The sequence below is a fragment of the Paenibacillus sp. UMB4589-SE434 genome (assembly GCF_030226685.1).
Lineage (GTDB): Bacteria > Bacillota > Bacilli > Paenibacillales > Paenibacillaceae > Paenibacillus_B.
The window spans coordinates 440,168-457,210 of the sequence record NZ_JASOYK010000004.1 but is presented as its reverse complement, the minus strand read 5'-3'; the positions used below and the strand labels follow the sequence as shown (position 1 = coordinate 457,210).

General features: G+C 43.6%; 14 protein-coding genes. 3 read left to right on the top strand and 11 right to left on the bottom strand.

Translation table 11 applies throughout. The annotated features are described in order from the left end of the window. Positions 1-219 precede the first annotated feature (219 nt). Positions 220-1,140 carry a type I pantothenate kinase gene (gene coaA, locus QP775_RS17310; protein ID WP_285107870.1) on the top strand — a complete coding sequence of 307 codons (921 nt, stop codon included), beginning with the start codon at positions 220-222 and terminating at the stop codon, positions 1,138-1,140. 555 nt (positions 1,141-1,695) lie between these two features. Here coaA and QP775_RS17305 read toward each other — a convergent pair. Both QP775_RS17305 and QP775_RS17300 read right to left on the bottom strand, forming a co-directional pair. Beyond that, a complete protein-coding gene (locus QP775_RS17305; protein WP_239326822.1) occupies positions 1,696-2,679 on the bottom strand; it encodes an ABC transporter substrate-binding protein in 984 nt (327 codons plus the stop codon). A gap of 221 nt (positions 2,680-2,900) precedes the next feature. Next, positions 2,901-4,517, bottom strand: coding sequence for a helix-turn-helix domain-containing protein (locus tag QP775_RS17300; RefSeq protein ID WP_285107867.1), 1,617 nt, complete (start codon positions 4,515-4,517; stop codon positions 2,901-2,903). A 208-nt stretch (positions 4,518-4,725) separates the two neighbouring features. Between QP775_RS17300 and QP775_RS17295 the strand changes: the two genes are divergently transcribed. Further along, entirely contained in the window at positions 4,726-4,869 is a 144-nt protein-coding gene (locus tag QP775_RS17295) for a hypothetical protein (RefSeq protein ID WP_285107865.1), read from the top strand. A gap of 105 nt (positions 4,870-4,974) precedes the next feature. After that, a complete protein-coding gene (locus QP775_RS17290) occupies positions 4,975-5,517 on the top strand; it encodes a superoxide dismutase family protein (RefSeq protein ID WP_285107862.1) in 543 nt (180 codons plus the stop codon). 99 nt (positions 5,518-5,616) lie between these two features. On the opposite strand, the gene QP775_RS17285 is transcribed toward QP775_RS17290, so the two are convergent. The 9 genes from QP775_RS17285 to QP775_RS17245 all read right to left on the bottom strand — a co-directional run bounded on the left by QP775_RS17285 (position 5,617) and on the right by QP775_RS17245 (position 16,675). Then, entirely contained in the window at positions 5,617-5,955 is a 339-nt protein-coding gene (locus QP775_RS17285) for a CHY zinc finger protein (RefSeq protein WP_239326816.1), read from the bottom strand. A 269-nt stretch (positions 5,956-6,224) separates the two neighbouring features. Then, positions 6,225-8,306, bottom strand: coding sequence for an endonuclease MutS2 (locus QP775_RS17280; protein WP_285107860.1), 2,082 nt, complete (start codon positions 8,304-8,306; stop codon positions 6,225-6,227). A 431-nt stretch (positions 8,307-8,737) separates the two neighbouring features. Further along, positions 8,738-9,244 carry a DUF1854 domain-containing protein gene (locus QP775_RS17275; protein ID WP_239326812.1) on the bottom strand — a complete coding sequence of 169 codons (507 nt, stop codon included), beginning with the start codon at positions 9,242-9,244 and terminating at the stop codon, positions 8,738-8,740. Then, positions 9,241-11,430 carry an ABC transporter ATP-binding protein gene (locus QP775_RS17270; protein WP_285107857.1) on the bottom strand — a complete coding sequence of 730 codons (2,190 nt, stop codon included), beginning with the start codon at positions 11,428-11,430 and terminating at the stop codon, positions 9,241-9,243. Before QP775_RS17270 ends, QP775_RS17275 begins: the two co-directional genes overlap by 4 nt. A gap of 178 nt (positions 11,431-11,608) precedes the next feature. Next, a complete protein-coding gene (locus QP775_RS17265) occupies positions 11,609-12,154 on the bottom strand; it encodes a GNAT family N-acetyltransferase (protein ID WP_285107855.1) in 546 nt (181 codons plus the stop codon). 203 nt (positions 12,155-12,357) lie between these two features. Continuing rightward, positions 12,358-12,957 (bottom strand): nitroreductase family protein, encoded by a 600-nt coding sequence (locus tag QP775_RS17260; protein WP_285107853.1) that lies wholly within the window; start codon positions 12,955-12,957, stop codon positions 12,358-12,360. A gap of 102 nt (positions 12,958-13,059) precedes the next feature. Continuing rightward, on the bottom strand, positions 13,060-14,199 hold the full coding sequence (locus QP775_RS17255; protein ID WP_239326804.1) for a glycoside hydrolase family 18 protein: 1,140 nt from the start codon (positions 14,197-14,199) through the stop codon (positions 13,060-13,062). A 7-nt stretch (positions 14,200-14,206) separates the two neighbouring features. After that, positions 14,207-15,307 carry an acyltransferase gene (locus tag QP775_RS17250; RefSeq protein ID WP_285107850.1) on the bottom strand — a complete coding sequence of 367 codons (1,101 nt, stop codon included), beginning with the start codon at positions 15,305-15,307 and terminating at the stop codon, positions 14,207-14,209. An 18-nt stretch (positions 15,308-15,325) separates the two neighbouring features. Continuing rightward, complete coding sequence (locus tag QP775_RS17245; protein WP_285107848.1) at positions 15,326-16,675, bottom strand: glycosyltransferase family 2 protein; 1,350 nt, start codon at positions 16,673-16,675, stop codon at positions 15,326-15,328. Positions 16,676-17,043 lie beyond the last annotated feature (368 nt).

Below are 17,043 nucleotides of genomic sequence, written 5' to 3'. Positions count from 1 at the left end.
ACGTGCACTTATTCGACTATAATTTACTGCATTCTGAACAGATAGGCATATTTTATAATAGCGTCAATCGATTAGACACTCCATTCAGTCCCAGTCTGCTTCAGCTCAATCCTCCTAGTTACGTCCTACTTGGCTTGACGAGCATTTAGTAATAAAATAATGAAATACATGTTCTTCATTGCGACATCTAAACTGATTGAAACGTGAGGTCCATCATCTATGCCAAAGTCTTCTCCTTACAGTACGGTTGAAAGAGAACGGTGGGCCAGTCTAGGCAGCCGTATGCATACATCCGTGACACCGGAACAATTTGAACAATTAAAAGGACTTAATGATCAAGTGTCCATTCAAGAGGTAAACGACATTTACCTTCCGCTCGCTGAAATGATTCATCATCGTGTGATGGCGTCTATGCAATTGCATCATACCTTATCCTCATTCTTGCAGCTGGATGGGCCCAAAGCGCCCTTTATACTAGGCATCGCCGGCAGTGTTGCAGCAGGCAAGAGTACCACCGCAAGGCTGCTGCAGGTTCTGTTGTCGCAATATGACTCGCATCCGCAAGTCGACATGGTGACAACAGACGGTTTCTTATATCCAAATGCAGTTCTGCAATCTCAGGGAATGATGAATAAAAAGGGCTTTCCCCAAAGCTACGATACAAAGCGGCTGCTTCGCTTCTTGACGGATATCAAATCCGGTAAACCTAATGTCACAGCACCGATGTATTCCCATCTGGTCTACGATATTGTTCCTGATCAGGAGCAAACCATTAACAGTCCAGATATTCTCATTGTCGAAGGAATTAATGTGCTGCAGGTTAGTCGGGAAGGCAGTATTTTTGTAAGCGACTTCTTTGATTATTCCATCTTTGTTGATGCAAGTGAGCAGCATCTGGAGCAATGGTACATTGAGCGATTTAATTTGCTGAGAACAACCGCTTTTCAAAAACCAGAATCCTACTTCCATCGTTTTGCTGACCTGCAAGAAGAGGAAGCGCAGCAGCTTGCACAGCAAATATGGAGAGACATCAACCTGGTGAATCTTACGGAAAATATACTGCCAACCAAGCCTCGTGCTGAGCTGATTCTCGTAAAAGGAGAACGACACGGGGTCGAGAAAATATTAATGCGAAAATAGCGTTACGAGAAAAAGGTCGAATTCATTTCATAACGGGGAGAAATTATGGACAACCTTGCTGTTTTTGATTATTTGAGACCTATTTATATTTTTTTTATCATTATTCTCGCTATTTTATGGATAACTATTATTTTTCAGAACAATCGAATTAAGCTGTTTAATAGTTTATCAATCATAAGTATCTCATTTATATGCACAGCGGTATCTGTTTTTATGACATATCAAATGGGTTACATTGTAGACGAATTATCACTTAAAGGCGATTCTGTTTCCTTTTACCTGTTAATTGCTGTAACCTTGATGTCAATCATTAATATTGCTGCTTACTTTATAAAAAATGTACAAAAATGAAACAGTTTAACCATGCTTCAAGTAATCAGTGCAGCCCAGTTCAGATCTGTAAAATAAGAGTTGTCTTTAAGTTATTTACTGTACTTGCCAAGTTTCACTGTAATTTAATAAAAAAAGAGACGGCTCCTGTTGAATCGAACAGCCGTCTCTCTCCTATTATGATAATACCTAATTTGTATCTGGCACTTGATATCTATGAATTCCCTACTTCTCGCTGATGCTCGTGATCCAAGCAGCAAGCTCCTCTGTCTGCGATAACGTTGCAATTGGATCAAAGTACCATGATTTCTCATGCTTCCATATGTATACTCGATCTTGTTTAACAGCATCAAGTGTTTTCCAGACGGGATCCGCTTTCAGGTCTTCCATCGTAATGGTCTCTGAGCTTAAAATGATATAGTCACCTGCAAAGTCAGGTAGTACCTCTTGCGACACCTCCATGGATTGCTGCTCCATTATTTCCTTTGCTTTCTTTGCAGGCGGATGGAGACCCAGTGCACGGTATATCGCTTGCCCGCCCCTGCCAAAGTTGTCGCCAAATACGCCCGTGCTCTTGCCCCAGTCCTCCATGATGGAGAAGGTAGCCTCTTTCGGTACAGCTTGATTTACTCGCTCTTTTAATTCAGCTACTCGACGGTCATACTTTTCCAACCACGCCTTTGCCTCGGTCTCCTTGCCGAGTACCTTGCCAAAATACGTCACTTCCTCATGCGTATCTTTAAGCTCGCCAAACGGAACCAATATCGTAGGTGCTATCTTGCTGAACTGCTCGTACGCTTCCGCATTTCCTGTAATAATCGTGTCCGGCTGTAGCTCCATAATTTTTTCAAGCGAAATTTGTTCATATTCCCCTATATTTTCAACACCTGCAAGTGCCTTCGTAAAATATGGATTTTTTAAGTTAAGCTCTGGTGTGCCCACTGGCTTGACCTCTAATGCAATCAGACTTCCGAGATACAAATCCACAACAATGCGCTGTGGATGTGCAGGAATGACAACGTCACCCTTGATCGTGGACACTGTCCTCGTCTGTGCTGTGGCATTTGTGTGCTCGGAAGAAGAGACTTCATTTCCTGATGCAACTGGTGTAACGCCTGAATGGCTTGGCGATGCTGAAGAACACCCCGTCCATACGACGGTCATGAGCAGCATAACAAATGCCGCGTACAAATGTACATATTTACGCATATGATAAACTCCTTTATGTATACCGAAATCAGGGTAACGGCCGCTTCCCACAAATATTGCACAAGCGCGTGCAGTGATTCTACATCTGTACGATATGGCATAATGGTTTTATTCCAGTTCCATCTATGAGAATCATTATCAACCCGCTCTAAGCCTACTATAACAGCCACCCTCAACGCCGTATATTCACAAAAGGACATCGTTTCGTGTATGGATAAAAGTCAGATCAGGCTTGTAGCTGACAATATATCCTGTTGAACCTGCAGCTGCCGTTCCAATGCCAAGCCTTCACTGTGCCAGAAATCCTCCAGCCTAATAAAATATATACGTTGGTACTGATACGCGCTCAGTGTGCTCCATATCGGATGACGTGAGATCGATTGCTTCATTTTGTCCAGCCAGCCCTCCTCTTCTGGAACGACCACAAACATGTGATCAGCCGCATACTCCGCCAGCACCGACTCATGAATATAGAGATGGCGATGACATTCCAGTACCTCCTTGCGCACACGCTCAGGCGGTTTCAGACCGATCAGCTTATACAAATTGTAAGCCCCTCTTGTGGTATGATTCCATATATAGAGATGTTCATCATCACGAATCTCATACACCCCAACCGTGTCTCCAGCATGAATTAGAGGTGCCAATTGCCGCCTCGCCTGAGATCCTTTCTGCCTGTAATCCGCGATCCAGGCTTCCGCCTGTTTTTCCAACTTTAGTAATTTTCCGAATAGTCGAACCTCCTCTATCCGGTCCAGCTTGTCCGCTTCAATCGTAATTAACGGGCCTGCAGTTTCCAATAATTCGCTTAACTTTGGATCAACATAAGTCGGTGCAATGACCAGATCAGCTTGCAGTGCAGCCCAGTCATTCAAAGAAGGATGATCCAAATCTAACTCGATAACTCCTTCCCATTCCGGACTCAATAACAAAGAATTGCGCAAATAACTTTTATCCACGGCAACAGGTGTAATGCCAAGCGCCAACAAATCTCCAGCAAACTGCAAGCACACAATACGACGGGGAACTGGCATGTCCCTGAATTGACTAGGTGTCATACCCGTTACTTGCTTAAATTTGCGGCTAAGGTACAAGCCATCTGCATAACCAACTAGATGGGCGATGTGACTAATCGTATGTTCGCTTGTAAGCAACTGCTTTTTCACTTCATTAATACGGATGCGGCTCACATACTCTGTAAATGTCCAGCCCATCTGTTTTCGAAACCACACAGAAAAATAACGGGGGTTAAATCCCGTTAACTGGGCGATCTTTGTGCGCGAAATATCCCGATCAAAGTGTTCATGAATGTAGGCAAGCAGCTGTTCCAACGTAATATCCTGCCTCGCGCTGCCAGCTTGAATCGCTCCTTTAAAAATAGTGTTTGACAATAAGCGCAGCAGCTCGTTTGCATCATCCATCTCTCTCGTACCTATCCAGCACTCGCGTAGGTCACGAAACCAAGACATCACCTTCTTATTCACACCAACGGACAAGACTCCGTTTATTGGAAGCTCCGTATGGGCTAGTTCAAAGGTGACGGCATCTCCGTCCCAGCGACTGCACAGGTACATATCATACTGCACATACGGGAGTAGAAGTTTCTTCCTCTGCCCTGTGTAGGAGATCTCATACGTCGATTCCGGTCTCATAAATACGATACTACCCTTTCCCACTGGGAAGCACTTGCCATTGATAGAGAGTGCAACCTCTCTATCGTCTACCACGAGTAATGTCGGAGCACCGACCCTCGCGTTTATTGGCTCTTGATTGGATTGTAAGCACATTGTCCCTGCTTCTCTTAACATGTAGAGACGCTGCACACATTTGCTATTCAACTTGCCACCCCTCCTGCCTGAGCCTGTTCACCTTGTTCACCGGATAGCTCTGTTCCCTAAGCACATCTATTCCAGACTACTCTTATTCAACAGATGTTGATGTTGATTCTCATTATCAATGTTATTATAACGGCAACCTTTCCCCAGCTCTACCTTTATAGCTGTAAATGCATAAGTTTCATCTGGCGCCTGGCATTATTTAGGATGGATGCCATTCGACACGATGCTAGCTAATTGGCCGCAGCTCAAAATGGCAGCCAACCTAATTGACGGCAGATGGAATTATGATGGTCCGATTATGAATGATCGCTTGCTAAATGAACTGACCGCGCTCCTAACTTGTATATCATGACATACGGCTTGCTAAAACCATTTGGATGTCATTCCGTCCCCCTCCGTTTTCTTTATTGAAAATAGGTAAACACTAGTATGGAAGTCACATTCCAAGGAGGACACGATGAACAAGTTAGCAATGACGAGTCTACTATTGAGCGGATTACTGTTAAGCGCCTGTGCTAACAGTACAGCTCTAGCTGAAGCCAAGCAGCCCGAAATAACCGTGAATATGATCAACAACGAAGGAGCAGCAATCGGAACTGCTCGCCTTACGCAATCAGGGGATACCGTACATCTCTCCATCGAGGCTCGCAATCTGACGCCTGGCATACACGCGATCCATTTTCACGAGACAGGTCGATGTGATACTCCTGATTTCAAGACGGCCGGAGCCCATTTGAATCCCCAGCACAAAGAGCACGGATTTCACAATCCTAAAGGATTCCACAGCGGAGATCTGCCCAACATTGAAGTAGGGACTTATGGCACCGTAAAAGCAAGCCTCTCCACCAAAACGGTCACTTTAGTGAAAGATCAACCCAACTCTCTACTGAAGTCTGGGGGGACCTCTATTATTATTCATGCCAAAGCGGATGACTACATAACAGACCCTTCCGGAAACTCCGGTGATCGAATTGCGTGCGGGACTGTTCAAGAGCAGTAATATGTGACCAGTCAGTGCTTCTTAAACTTTACAGTGCAGCTGGATACAGCAAATACCGTGTCTTTCGAACTGATCGAAAGACACGGTATTCTGTATCCGTTATAGGTTGCATGTAGATACGGAGTCCGCTTCAAAGTAAAGATGTGAATGGTTCGCGCACTTCGGATTAAACTGAAACTGACACACAGGACAGCGATAATTGCTGTTAAGATACGTCTGGATCGTCAGCTCAGTCTGGCAATTACCGCAGTGTATCGCTTTACTGTCCCACTCTTGCTTAGGCCAGGTAACCGCAGGGTGATTCGCTGAATCCTCATGACAAAAATAACAACCATAATAGATGTTACAACATTTAAATTTAATAGCTACAACGTCCATTTCTTGATGATAATGCTTACATCTTCCTTGCTTATCAATAGCGCCTGTAACCTCAATCATTGTACATGCTCACTTTCCCATCCTTTACTTAGATAGATCGACTTTAAACGGATTAATACCTAGCATAACATCCAACGGCTTAGGCTTACCATATAGGCAGCGAAGAAGACGAGTTTTCCGCTTTACTTTGCAGTTCCCACTCATCAATTCTGTCGCTGCTCATTGTTCCTCCGTCAACGCAAGCGCAAGCTTCTACATGCGCACATTTCTTTTCACTTCAATTAATTGTACATGATCCCCTTTATTCTCTTCTATCCTTCACCTATTCGTTAATCTTCTGCTTGTATCTCAATCATCAATCCTTCCACATGCTTGCGGCTCATCAGTTTCCGCTTCTTACGGTTCTCCTTCGTATCCAGGACGATGCTCAAGTCATAATTGTCCGGGTAGAGATCCTTTGCCTCCACATGAAGCTCCAATCGCTTTTTGTTGATTTTACACTTCTGCTTCATAATCAACACGCCGACAATCCCTTTGCTGTCTTCCATCTCACATACGATTCCAGTCCTGCCCAGATAAGGAATGCGCACGCTGTCACCCAGTTGATAGCGAACCTCCTTTTGCATTTGAGCTTGCTTTTCCTGTTTCTGCTGGAGCTTGTTGCTGGCCTGTATATGCTTGCTGCCTGCTGGTGTTTTTGTGGCTTCACGTTCTGGCTTGGACACAGCATCCGATATAGCTGCTTCTAACTTTTCATGTGATTCTAAATTCTTGTGTATAACTTGTATTTCTTGTTTCATGTCTTGTACTACGTGTATTTCGTGCACATCTGGGTGATCTTCTGCTGTTGCTTCAACTCCTGTCTCTTGTGCAGCTCCTATTGCTTTTGACTCTGCTGAAGTGAGCTCACGTGACCGATTAATAATGCTTACAGGCAATCCTAATTTTAAGGCGATCAAGAAGGCGTAGCTTTGCCCCGCCTCGCCGATCACTAAACGATAGGCTGGCTGCAATGTATCGGGATCAAACGCCATGCGTGCATTCTCGAAACCTGGCGTCGTACCGGCAAAGTTTTTGATTTCTGTAAAATGAGTCGTTGCCACCACGGTGGCTCCTCTGCGATGCAGCTCTTCCAATATCGCAATCGATAGTCCTACCCCTTCGCCAGGATCAGTACCCGACGCCATTTCATCGATGAGCACTAACGTAGCGTGATTGGCAACCTGTAAAATGTCGATCACATTACGGATATGCGCTGAGAATGTACTGAGCGCATGTTCAATGCTCTGTCCATCCCCCATATCAACTGCAATATGATCAAATACGGCGAACATGCTGCCTTCTGCAACGGGAACTAGTAGACCCGACTGAACCATGACGGTCAATAAGCCTACCGTCTTAAGTGCAAGTGTCTTGCCACCAGTGTTAGGCCCCGTAATGATAAGCGACTGATAAGTGTCTCCGATCGCAAATTGAAGCGGAACCATACTTCCGAGCAAAGGATGCCTTGCTTCCTTCAAGAGTAAGCGGCCGGCCTCATTTAGTTGAACATTACTTCCCTGAATGGAGATTGCATATTTCGCTTTTGCAAATAAGTAATCATAAGCTCCTACCGTATCCACATTAATACGGATCTCATGTGCGTATTGCTCGGCGTAAGCCGTCAGTTCGCTCAGCACTTTAGCTTCAATTCGAGCTTCCTCCGCCCGATAGGCAGCAAGCTCCTGCTGGAGGTGCATAATATCTGCAGGTTCGATATATACGGTCTGGCCACTTGCCGATTCATCCAGCACCGTACCTTTCACTTGCTTCCGATGCTCCTTGCGGATCGGCAAGACATATCGTTCATTACGCATGCTAAAGATCCGTTCTTGCAATATAGAACTGTATCTGCTCATTAACGCTGCTAATCTGCCTTTTAATCGCTCTTCCATCGCTGCGATCCGTTTGCGCACCTTCATCAAGTCTTTACTGGCATAATCAGTAACACGACCATGATGAATACAACGCTCAATCTCGGACTTCAGTGCGGTTAGCTCAAACATCGCCATCGCATAGGCGCTAACATGCGGGGCAATCGCAGCTTTAGCCCTCATATACTTCATGAGCTGCGCACAGCTATGCAGAAACTGATGCATATGCATAAAGTCCTGTTCGCTGTACACATAGCCAGTGTCCAACAGACTTAAAATATGATCGATCCCCTCTAGTGAAGGAATCGGTACACTGGCCCCAGATTGCAGCATGAACTTAGCCTCAGCCGTTTCATCCAGTTGCTGCCGGATTACCTTCAGATTGGTAAGTGGCTTCATATCTGCAATATGCTGCCTGCCAAGATAAGAAGCTGCATGAGACTCAAGTGCCTCTTTGATCTTTCCGTATTCCAAGCGCTGCAAATGCGTGTTATTCATTGTCTATTCCTCCTTGTCAAAATAAAAAAAGGCAGAGAATGACATCGTCATTCCCTGCCGTAAATAGAGCTGCCTATCCTAAATAAACTGCCATAATAACAAAAAAATCCGCGCTGAACACAGCACGGATGATGGCGTCAATAAGATAGGTATACACCTAGGGCATTGTATGATATCCGCTGTTCTTAACTAATTCCGAGGTACTCTTCTGCGCAATAAAAATAAACGTTGTCATCTGTAAAAATTAGACAACATCAATATACAGAAGCCTCAATATGGAATTTGATTAGTTAAGAACGGTCACCAACATTAAAGTCTCTCCCTTAAGTGCAATATAATTGTTATTATAGCGAAGCTAACCTTCTAAAGCAATAACTATGCAATTTAACCTTATTGTAGCCCTTTTCACATATCGAATAGTCAAAATCATGCTACAGCACATCTGCTAACCACTTCTTGCTGCTCGGGCCTAATTCATCCATATTAGCAATCTCACACTGTCTCCCTTGAGCATCCGTTAACAGAAGACGAGAAGCTCCGTGCATTTGCATATGTTCATGCAGGTTAGGCATGATCAGCCGCAGCGGTCCTGCGTCCGTAACAAGCTGCCATATCCACATTTCATGGATATACCTCACACTTTGAATGCACGTTACATGCGGCATAAAATACCGCAATCGCATTTCCTTAGCAAGCTCAAACCGACTCTCCTCGTCCAATTCCTGGGGCTCCACGATAATACCCAGCTCAATTCCGTTACCGTCTCGAACCGACACATAATGGTCTGGGTCTGTAACTGGAAAAGTACGATACAAAATTAATTCGTCATACGCTCTACCTTCAATACAGCCGGATAATATACCGCCGATCGAACGTGTCAGCGACATGCTTGCGGGAGACAATTCCTTGATTTCACAATTCGCACGTTGTGATCTCACACCAGACGCCCCCTTGCGCTTGATAGTTCTTGTTGAGCTTGCACGAGGCTAAAATATTTCCCCCCAATGCTCATCAGTTCTTCATGCGTACCTATCTCAGCAATACGACCTTGGTCCAGTACGACTAACCGATCTGCATCTTTTAGTGTGGACAATCGGTGGGCGATGGCAAAAGTAGTTCGACCTTTGATCAACTGTGAAATGGCTTCTTGAATTTGCCGCTCTGTAGTCGTATCAACTGATGCCGTAGCTTCATCAAGAATCAGAATACGCGGATTATGTATAATGGCACGCGCAATCGCTACCCGCTGCTTTTCGCCTCCTGACAAGCGATGGCCTCGCTCACCGACTCGCGTATCGTAACCATGTGACAGACGTACGATAAAGTCATGTGCGTTGGCGATGCTGGCAGCGCGTATAATATCCATTGGTGAAGCGTCCGGTTTGGAATATGCGATATTTTCCGCAATCGTTCCGTCAAACAGAAACGTCTCCTGCAAGACAATACCGATGTGCCGACGCAAATCCTCCTGCCTAATATGCCGCAGATCCGTGCCGTCCAGCAGAATACGGCCGCTGCCAGGATCATAGAATCGACACAGCAAATGAATAAAGGTAGACTTGCCAGCTCCGGAATGGCCGACCAAACCAATCATCTCTCCTGCTTTGACGGTGAGATCAATCTCTTTCAACGCAGTACGGTTCGCTTCATATCCGTAGCTGACCTGCTCAAATCTCACTTCACCGCGTACTTGATGAAGTGCAAGCGCATGCGCTGTGTCAGCGACTTCTACAGGGGTATCCATGATCTCAAATACCCGATCTGCAGCCGATAATGCCTGATTCGTCCAATTTACAGCTTGACTGAACCACTGGAGCGGTCCAAGAAACATGCCTAAATACGCAATAAAAGCCATCAAGACACCGAGTGTCATCTGATTTCGCAGGACAGCGTCCCCTCCGAAGTACCACGTCAGCAGCACACCTGAGCCCGCAAGCCAAGCAAATATCGGAAATACAGCAGACCATAAACCATCTACCTTCACATTTTGCACAACCGCATCCTTATTAGCTGCTGCATACCGCTCCTTCTCCGCTTGTTCCTGGCCAAATGCTTTAACAACACGAATGCCAGAAAGAGAATCGCCAACCTGACCGTTAAGTCTAAAAATAGAACGCCACTGTCGATACCACATCCGCCTAACCTTAGGCCATATTCGCACAGAAAATAAAATAATCAACGGCACAGGCAGCACCGCCAACAAAGTTAATTTCCAGTCCAGCGTAAGCATAACCAGGATAATGGCGATAAGCTTTAATGCATTGCCTCCTACCCACATGAGACCATCCGTCAGAAATTGACGCATCGCTTCCGAATCGTTATTGACGCGGCCAATAAATTGGGACGTCTGTCGCCTGTCAAAAAAAGCGAGCGACATCCCCATTAACGCATTATAGATGTCGGTTCGTATTTCTCCCATCAGCTTAGCGCCGATCCTGACACCTATAAATCCACGAACAATTTGTCCTAGTGCCAGCACAAGCTCTGTACTCGCGAGCGCAATGACAAGCCATAATAAAGCACCACCTAAGTTCATAGGCTGAAGCACGTCGTCTACCATTATTTTAGTAATATAGGGCGGAATAAGCTCGATTAACGTTGTTACAACAAGCAATGAGGCCGCTACTGCCATTTGCTTCTTGTAGGTCTTGGCATATCCGAGCATTCGCGACAACACTCTGCGGTGGTCTCTACATGCTGGACAAGACCTGGCCCCACTTGACCATGTTGCGCTGCACACCGAACACACATGTGGTGAATCGTTCTCTGAGGCTTCGGGCAGCACGTCATCTTGAACGACTGCCATGATCAGCTTGGCTGCATAGCCAAACATGGCAGCAAGCCCTGCCGAATATCGCAGCAGCACCTGCGAGCCTGAATGCTGGTCAACGATAAATGAGCCGCCGCCTATAGCCTCAACCGTGCGCGCATTGATTATATCCGCTAGCTGGATCTGATTGGCCAGTGCTGCACTCGCTGACCATATTGTCACTTCGTCCGCTGTCACGGTTAACCATTGCTCACAAAAATGGTTATCCAGGCTTAAATCCGTCCATGCGTAATATAAAATAGTCGTCTTCACTTGCTCTTTAATCTTTGTCGGGAGCTGTCTTGTCGCTCGCATGTTGCGCTGCCTCCTTACTCACCCGGTTACAAGGTCAAGGTGCATGTATTACAAGGAGACTCCAGATGGATAATTGATGTACGGTTCCATCAGTTCATGGAGCTTACAGTAGACATTTAGCAGAAATTATTTTATTTAAACGTTATGCGTGATGAGTGATTTATAACACTATGGCATGTTACGCAGGCTTCCATTCACTTGCCAATAATCCATAAACGGCATGATCGATACAGCGATCATGCAACCATTCCGCTTGTCTAATGCTGCCTTCATAGGTAAATCCAAGCCGCTCGGGAACCGCTCTGCTTTTCGTATTATATTCCCCTGCTCTAATCTCAATCCGATTTAATCCATATTCCGCAAATGCATATGTAATCATTTCTCTGCACGCACTTGTTACAATACCCAAACCTTGATACTCCGCTGCCAGCCAGTATCCGATCGATGTTTTCCGATTCCGCCAATCCAATTCATGGAAGCCAATGCAACCTGCAAATTTATCGTTATAATACATACCACAATTAAATCCGTTGTTATTCGAAAACTTCTGCAGCTCACTTTCAATAAATTGTTTAGTGTCATCGGCACTTTTCATATTGTCAACCCATGGTAGCCATTCTCTTAAATGGTCACGGTTATGATTGGTAACTTCATAGATTTCTTCTGCGTAGACAGGTTGGAGCAGCTTTAGCTGTATCTCAGAGCTTACATTATAACTAAACATGTATATCCTCCTTTGACTAGACTAACTTAGGCTACCTTTACATCTGGACGTAAATATGTGTTTACACCTTAGTCAGACTAATTGTTTTACGCTATTATAACTTCCATTTATCATCATAGTCACCATAATATGCACTTCAATTAAAAAAATCCGTGCTGTGTTCAGCACGGATTTCTATTCAACTCCAAAAGGACCGTTTATAATTATTTATACACATTTAAGCGACTTTCCAACGGTTGGAATGCCTTTTCGCCAGGCTGCGCTGCCGGTTGACCAAATGGCATCTGTGCGATTAATTTCCAATCACCTGGAAGACCCCACTCTTGTCGTACTTGATCGTCTATTAAAGGATTGTAGTGTTGGAGCGAAGCGCCGAGGCCTTCTTGCTCTAATGCTGTCCATACGACAAACTGCAGCATCCCTGACGATTGCTGTGACCAAACCGGAAAGTTGTCGCTGTACGCGGCAAATTTCTCTTGCAAAGATTGGATGACAGCCTGATCTTCAAAAAATAGTACGGTTCCATAGCCACTGCGGAACCCCTTCATCTTATCTGCCGTCGGACCGAAGTTGTCTGCTGGCACGATCTTGCGCAGCGTCTCGGTTGTCAAATCCCACAACTTATCATGCTGTTCCTTTAGCAGGATAACTACTCTTGCGCTTTGCGAGTTAAAAGAAGAAGGAGTATGTAAGACTGCCTCTCCTACAAGCGCTTCAATCCGCTCGTCACTCACAGTTGTTTCTTTGCTGATCGCATAGAACGTTCGTCTTTGTTTGACCGCGGCCAAGAAATCGTTACTCATTGGTTATCGCTCCTTTTATGCTTTGCATAGGCGTTCCAATAACATAGCATGTCCATACTATATTATATATAACCTCAATTTCAGGCTCTTAATCTTAGACTGTCATTCTTTATTTAAGTTCTCGGACAAATATTTCACAATCCCGTCATCTGCATCCTGCGAATATTCCCATACCATAGCTCCTGCGAGATCTTTCTGCTTGATATAGGCCACTTTTGCCTTCAGCGCTTCCTTATCCTCATAGCTGATGAAGATATCACCATCGTACAAATAAGCAGCCTGTGCCTTCTCGTCAAAGTAGCGTTTGAATCCTTTTTTGTTCATATACTTGTCCATAAGCGTTTTGTAGCTGAGATCTGTTTTGACGATATCAATCGGTTTACCCAACTCGAATAATCCGTCTTTCTTGCTTTTAACGCCTTTCCAACCATATGAATAAGCTGGCACACCCAGCAGCAGCTTCTTGCTATCAATATCGTGTTCCAAGTATTTGGTGATGACCTTATCAATACTGAGCTTCGACTTATTTTGTTTGTCGATATACAAGTTGGAATTAAAGCCTGTCGTATCCGACCAGCGTCCTGTCATGTCATAGCTCATAACGTTAATGTAATCGACGTATTTCTCCACCTGCTTGACTTCTACATTTTTAAAATACCAATCCTGCGTTCCCGAAGCAAAGGTTAACAAATATTTCGATTTGTTTTTATGCGGCAGTCGATTAAGTTTTTCTCGAAGTTCTCTCATAAGACTTGTAAAGTTCTTAGTATCTTCGGGACGAGCTTTCTGTGTCTTCCATGCGTCAAATGCGGGATACTCCCAATCGATATCAACACCGTCCAAATCCAGTTCTTTTACCATGCTTATTATATTTTCTGTAAATAAATACCGATTTCCATCCATTGCCGCATCAGAGAAACCATCTACACCATAACCACCAACCGCCAGCACCATCTTTGTGCCCTGGTTATTAGCCTTTAGCTGTTTAATGTTTTCCTTGATCTGATTGTTGGCTGTAACATCCTTATGAAAATACAGATTGGTTCCGTCAATCTTTGCAAATGCTACAAAAGCGATATCTACTTTTTTCTCTGTTAAATGAACATCCTTTGGATCACGCCACGCTTCAATATAGACCGTTGTTACTTTTTTTTCTTCCGCATTAGCAATCTGAAAGAAATAGATCCCCATTCCAACCAGCAGCAGAGCTACAAAAACCTTGGTGTATATACTTATTTTCATCGTTGCTCTACCCTCTTCCGCCGAATAATATTTGCGTAATGAATTTATTCAGATTTAATACCTTAACCGTTACATAACTGATCGAGAATATCGCAAATATGTTAAAGATAAGGCTAGTACTCGTCTGAAGCATTGTAGCCTCCACTTCCACTCTGCGAGATACCAGAAGATCAACCAATAAATGAATGAGGTAAATACTGAAGCTTGCTTTGGATAAAGAGCTAATCATTTTTTTCACTTTATGATTTGTTTTTTCGCTAATTGATGTCTCTTTCTCTTTGAAGAAAACAAACATACCAACGGCCATGAAGAAAGTCGTAACAGAGTAGTTGCCGTAGAACATCTCATCTAGCACCCCACTGTGGAGTGAAGCAAAATAAGTCGCTACAGGAGTCAGGAAGAAGGATACGACACCTAGGTTGTACACAATATTTTTCCATTTATCCGAAAGATCAAAGTTAAACAAGTAATAGCCTAGAACGAAGTACCCGAGGAACCCTGTAAAAAAGGGAATATTTAAAATCGGAATATTAATGTACTGATCGGTCAGTCGGAATACGACATCTGACACAAACCGATACACCACACTCACAATAAACCATAAGAGCAAATAATAACGAATATCTTTTTGCGAACATACTTTAACCAATTTACTAATCAGAGGAACAGTCGCATAAATAGCGATAATAGCGTATAAGAACCATAAATGTACGTAGTTTCGATCCGTCAGTAATCTATACCCAAAGTCCAGTATAAACTCGCCAACTCCCATGTTGCTTTTGAGAATATAATACTGGCTGTACAGATCATAGATCAGGGACCAAGTGAATAAAGGGATAAGTAGGGGCACAACCCGCTTGAGATAAAAATCTTTATAGGACTTGACCTCAACACGCAAGATCATCGCGCCGCTTATCATAAAAAACACAGGTACCGCAAAGCGTGATACGGAATTAAACAGATTGCTAATCCACCAGGAACCCGTGTTAAAATCGTTGGTCCGAGTCAGTAAGTCGGCGGTGATGTGGAGAATAATTACGGCTGCGATCGATAAAATACGGAGTATATCCACATATACGATTCGTTTATTTTGAAATATGCTGTTCATAGTTGCCCCCTGAATAACTTATTGAGAACTAGCTGCCACGTTCTGGCTAATGGTTGCGACGCCTTTTCGTTCTACAAAGCCCCAACCCTCATCATTGTCAAAGTACTTAAACGTACCGACGATGTTAATGTACAATAGTATGTTACGATACGTGAGCAGCTCGTATTGACTGAATACAAACATCTTGACATAGTCGAAAAATGAATAATTACTGCCATATTTCTTGCATAGGAAAAGTGAGATCAGAATTTGAACTGCATTTACAACTAACGTTACGAGGAACAAGACTATAGCTTGCAGAAGATTATCTCCCGAGAGCAGTGCTTGTATGATATAAAATATCGTGGTAAACGCGGTGAACGTCCCTAATATAAAGCCGTCAATGGCGAAGAACAAACTTACACCCACCGTAAATTTTTGCGATAGCTTCGACCAGTAGATTAAAATGCAATCCACAAATGCTTTTTGCCAACGAATACGTTGCTTGTAGAAATTTTTAAGATTTTCGGGGCATTCCGTGTAGCATACGGCTTCCGGCGCATATACCAGCTTCTTTTTCAGCTTGTTGGCTTTCAAATATTTATGAATTTTGAGGGTTATATCGATATCCTCGCCAACCGTACTCCTGAAGCCATTTACCTCGACTAGAATATCTTTATAGAAGGCTCCGAACGCACCGGAGATTACCACAATAGAATTAAAGAAAGATTGCGTTAGCTTGCGGACATAGAACCCGTGGATGTAATTAATAATTTGACTTTTAATAAGTCCTTTACCTTTAAATTTCTCAAAGATGACACCATCTTTGCGTTCAGCGCCCTGTACAATCTTAACCGTTCCACCAAGTGCAATAATCTCATCGTCTTGAAAGTATTGATTGACATATTTTAATGAATTCACTTCCAGCATGCTGTCTGCATCTAAAGTAATCACAATGTCCGCATTGGCACAGTCAATACCCGCATTAAGCGAATCTGCTTTGCCGCCGTTAAGCTTATCGATCACAAATATATGCGGGTACAGCTGTGATCTGTATATTCCCTTGATCGATTTGTATGTAAGCTTGTTATCTGGCTTTCTGCTGTCCGGGACTAATTCTAATAATTCTTCTAATTTGGCAAGAGTGCTATCCTTGGAACCATCGTTAATGATAATGATCTCATGATTCTGATAGTTCAAACCCTCCATCGCATCTATACAATTCTTGATCGTAAGCTCCTCATTGTAAGCCGGAACAAGTACGGAAATTGATTTTTCATCAAAGGTTACATCTAACTTTCTCACTTTACTGAATAAAAGCGGAATGACCGTATAAAGAAGCTGAAAGACAAGGAACACAATCGTCGTTAAATACAAAAAGTATTGCATGGTATTCACTCCTTCTTCTCTATCTACTGCTCTTTGGCGTAACAAAATAGGTGTTGTTCATATGATCAAAGAACACACGTAAGATATCGCTATCTTAGTTTGTGTGCATAACAAGTATGATGAAATTGAACCTTGAACAACAGGGAAATGTAATGATACGAAATGAAGAAGACACTTACGAGAGATTGACGAAAAATGGATCTGAAATTGGGGAGATCTAGACAGGTATTTATGCGTATAACGTAGCCGACATATATGCATAAATTCGGATGTAGTGTTGCACCTACTCTCTGTGTAATTATGGTAGTTTATAATTTCTACTTACAAAATATCGCATTTAACGTCGAAAAGTAAAACCGCTCTAATTT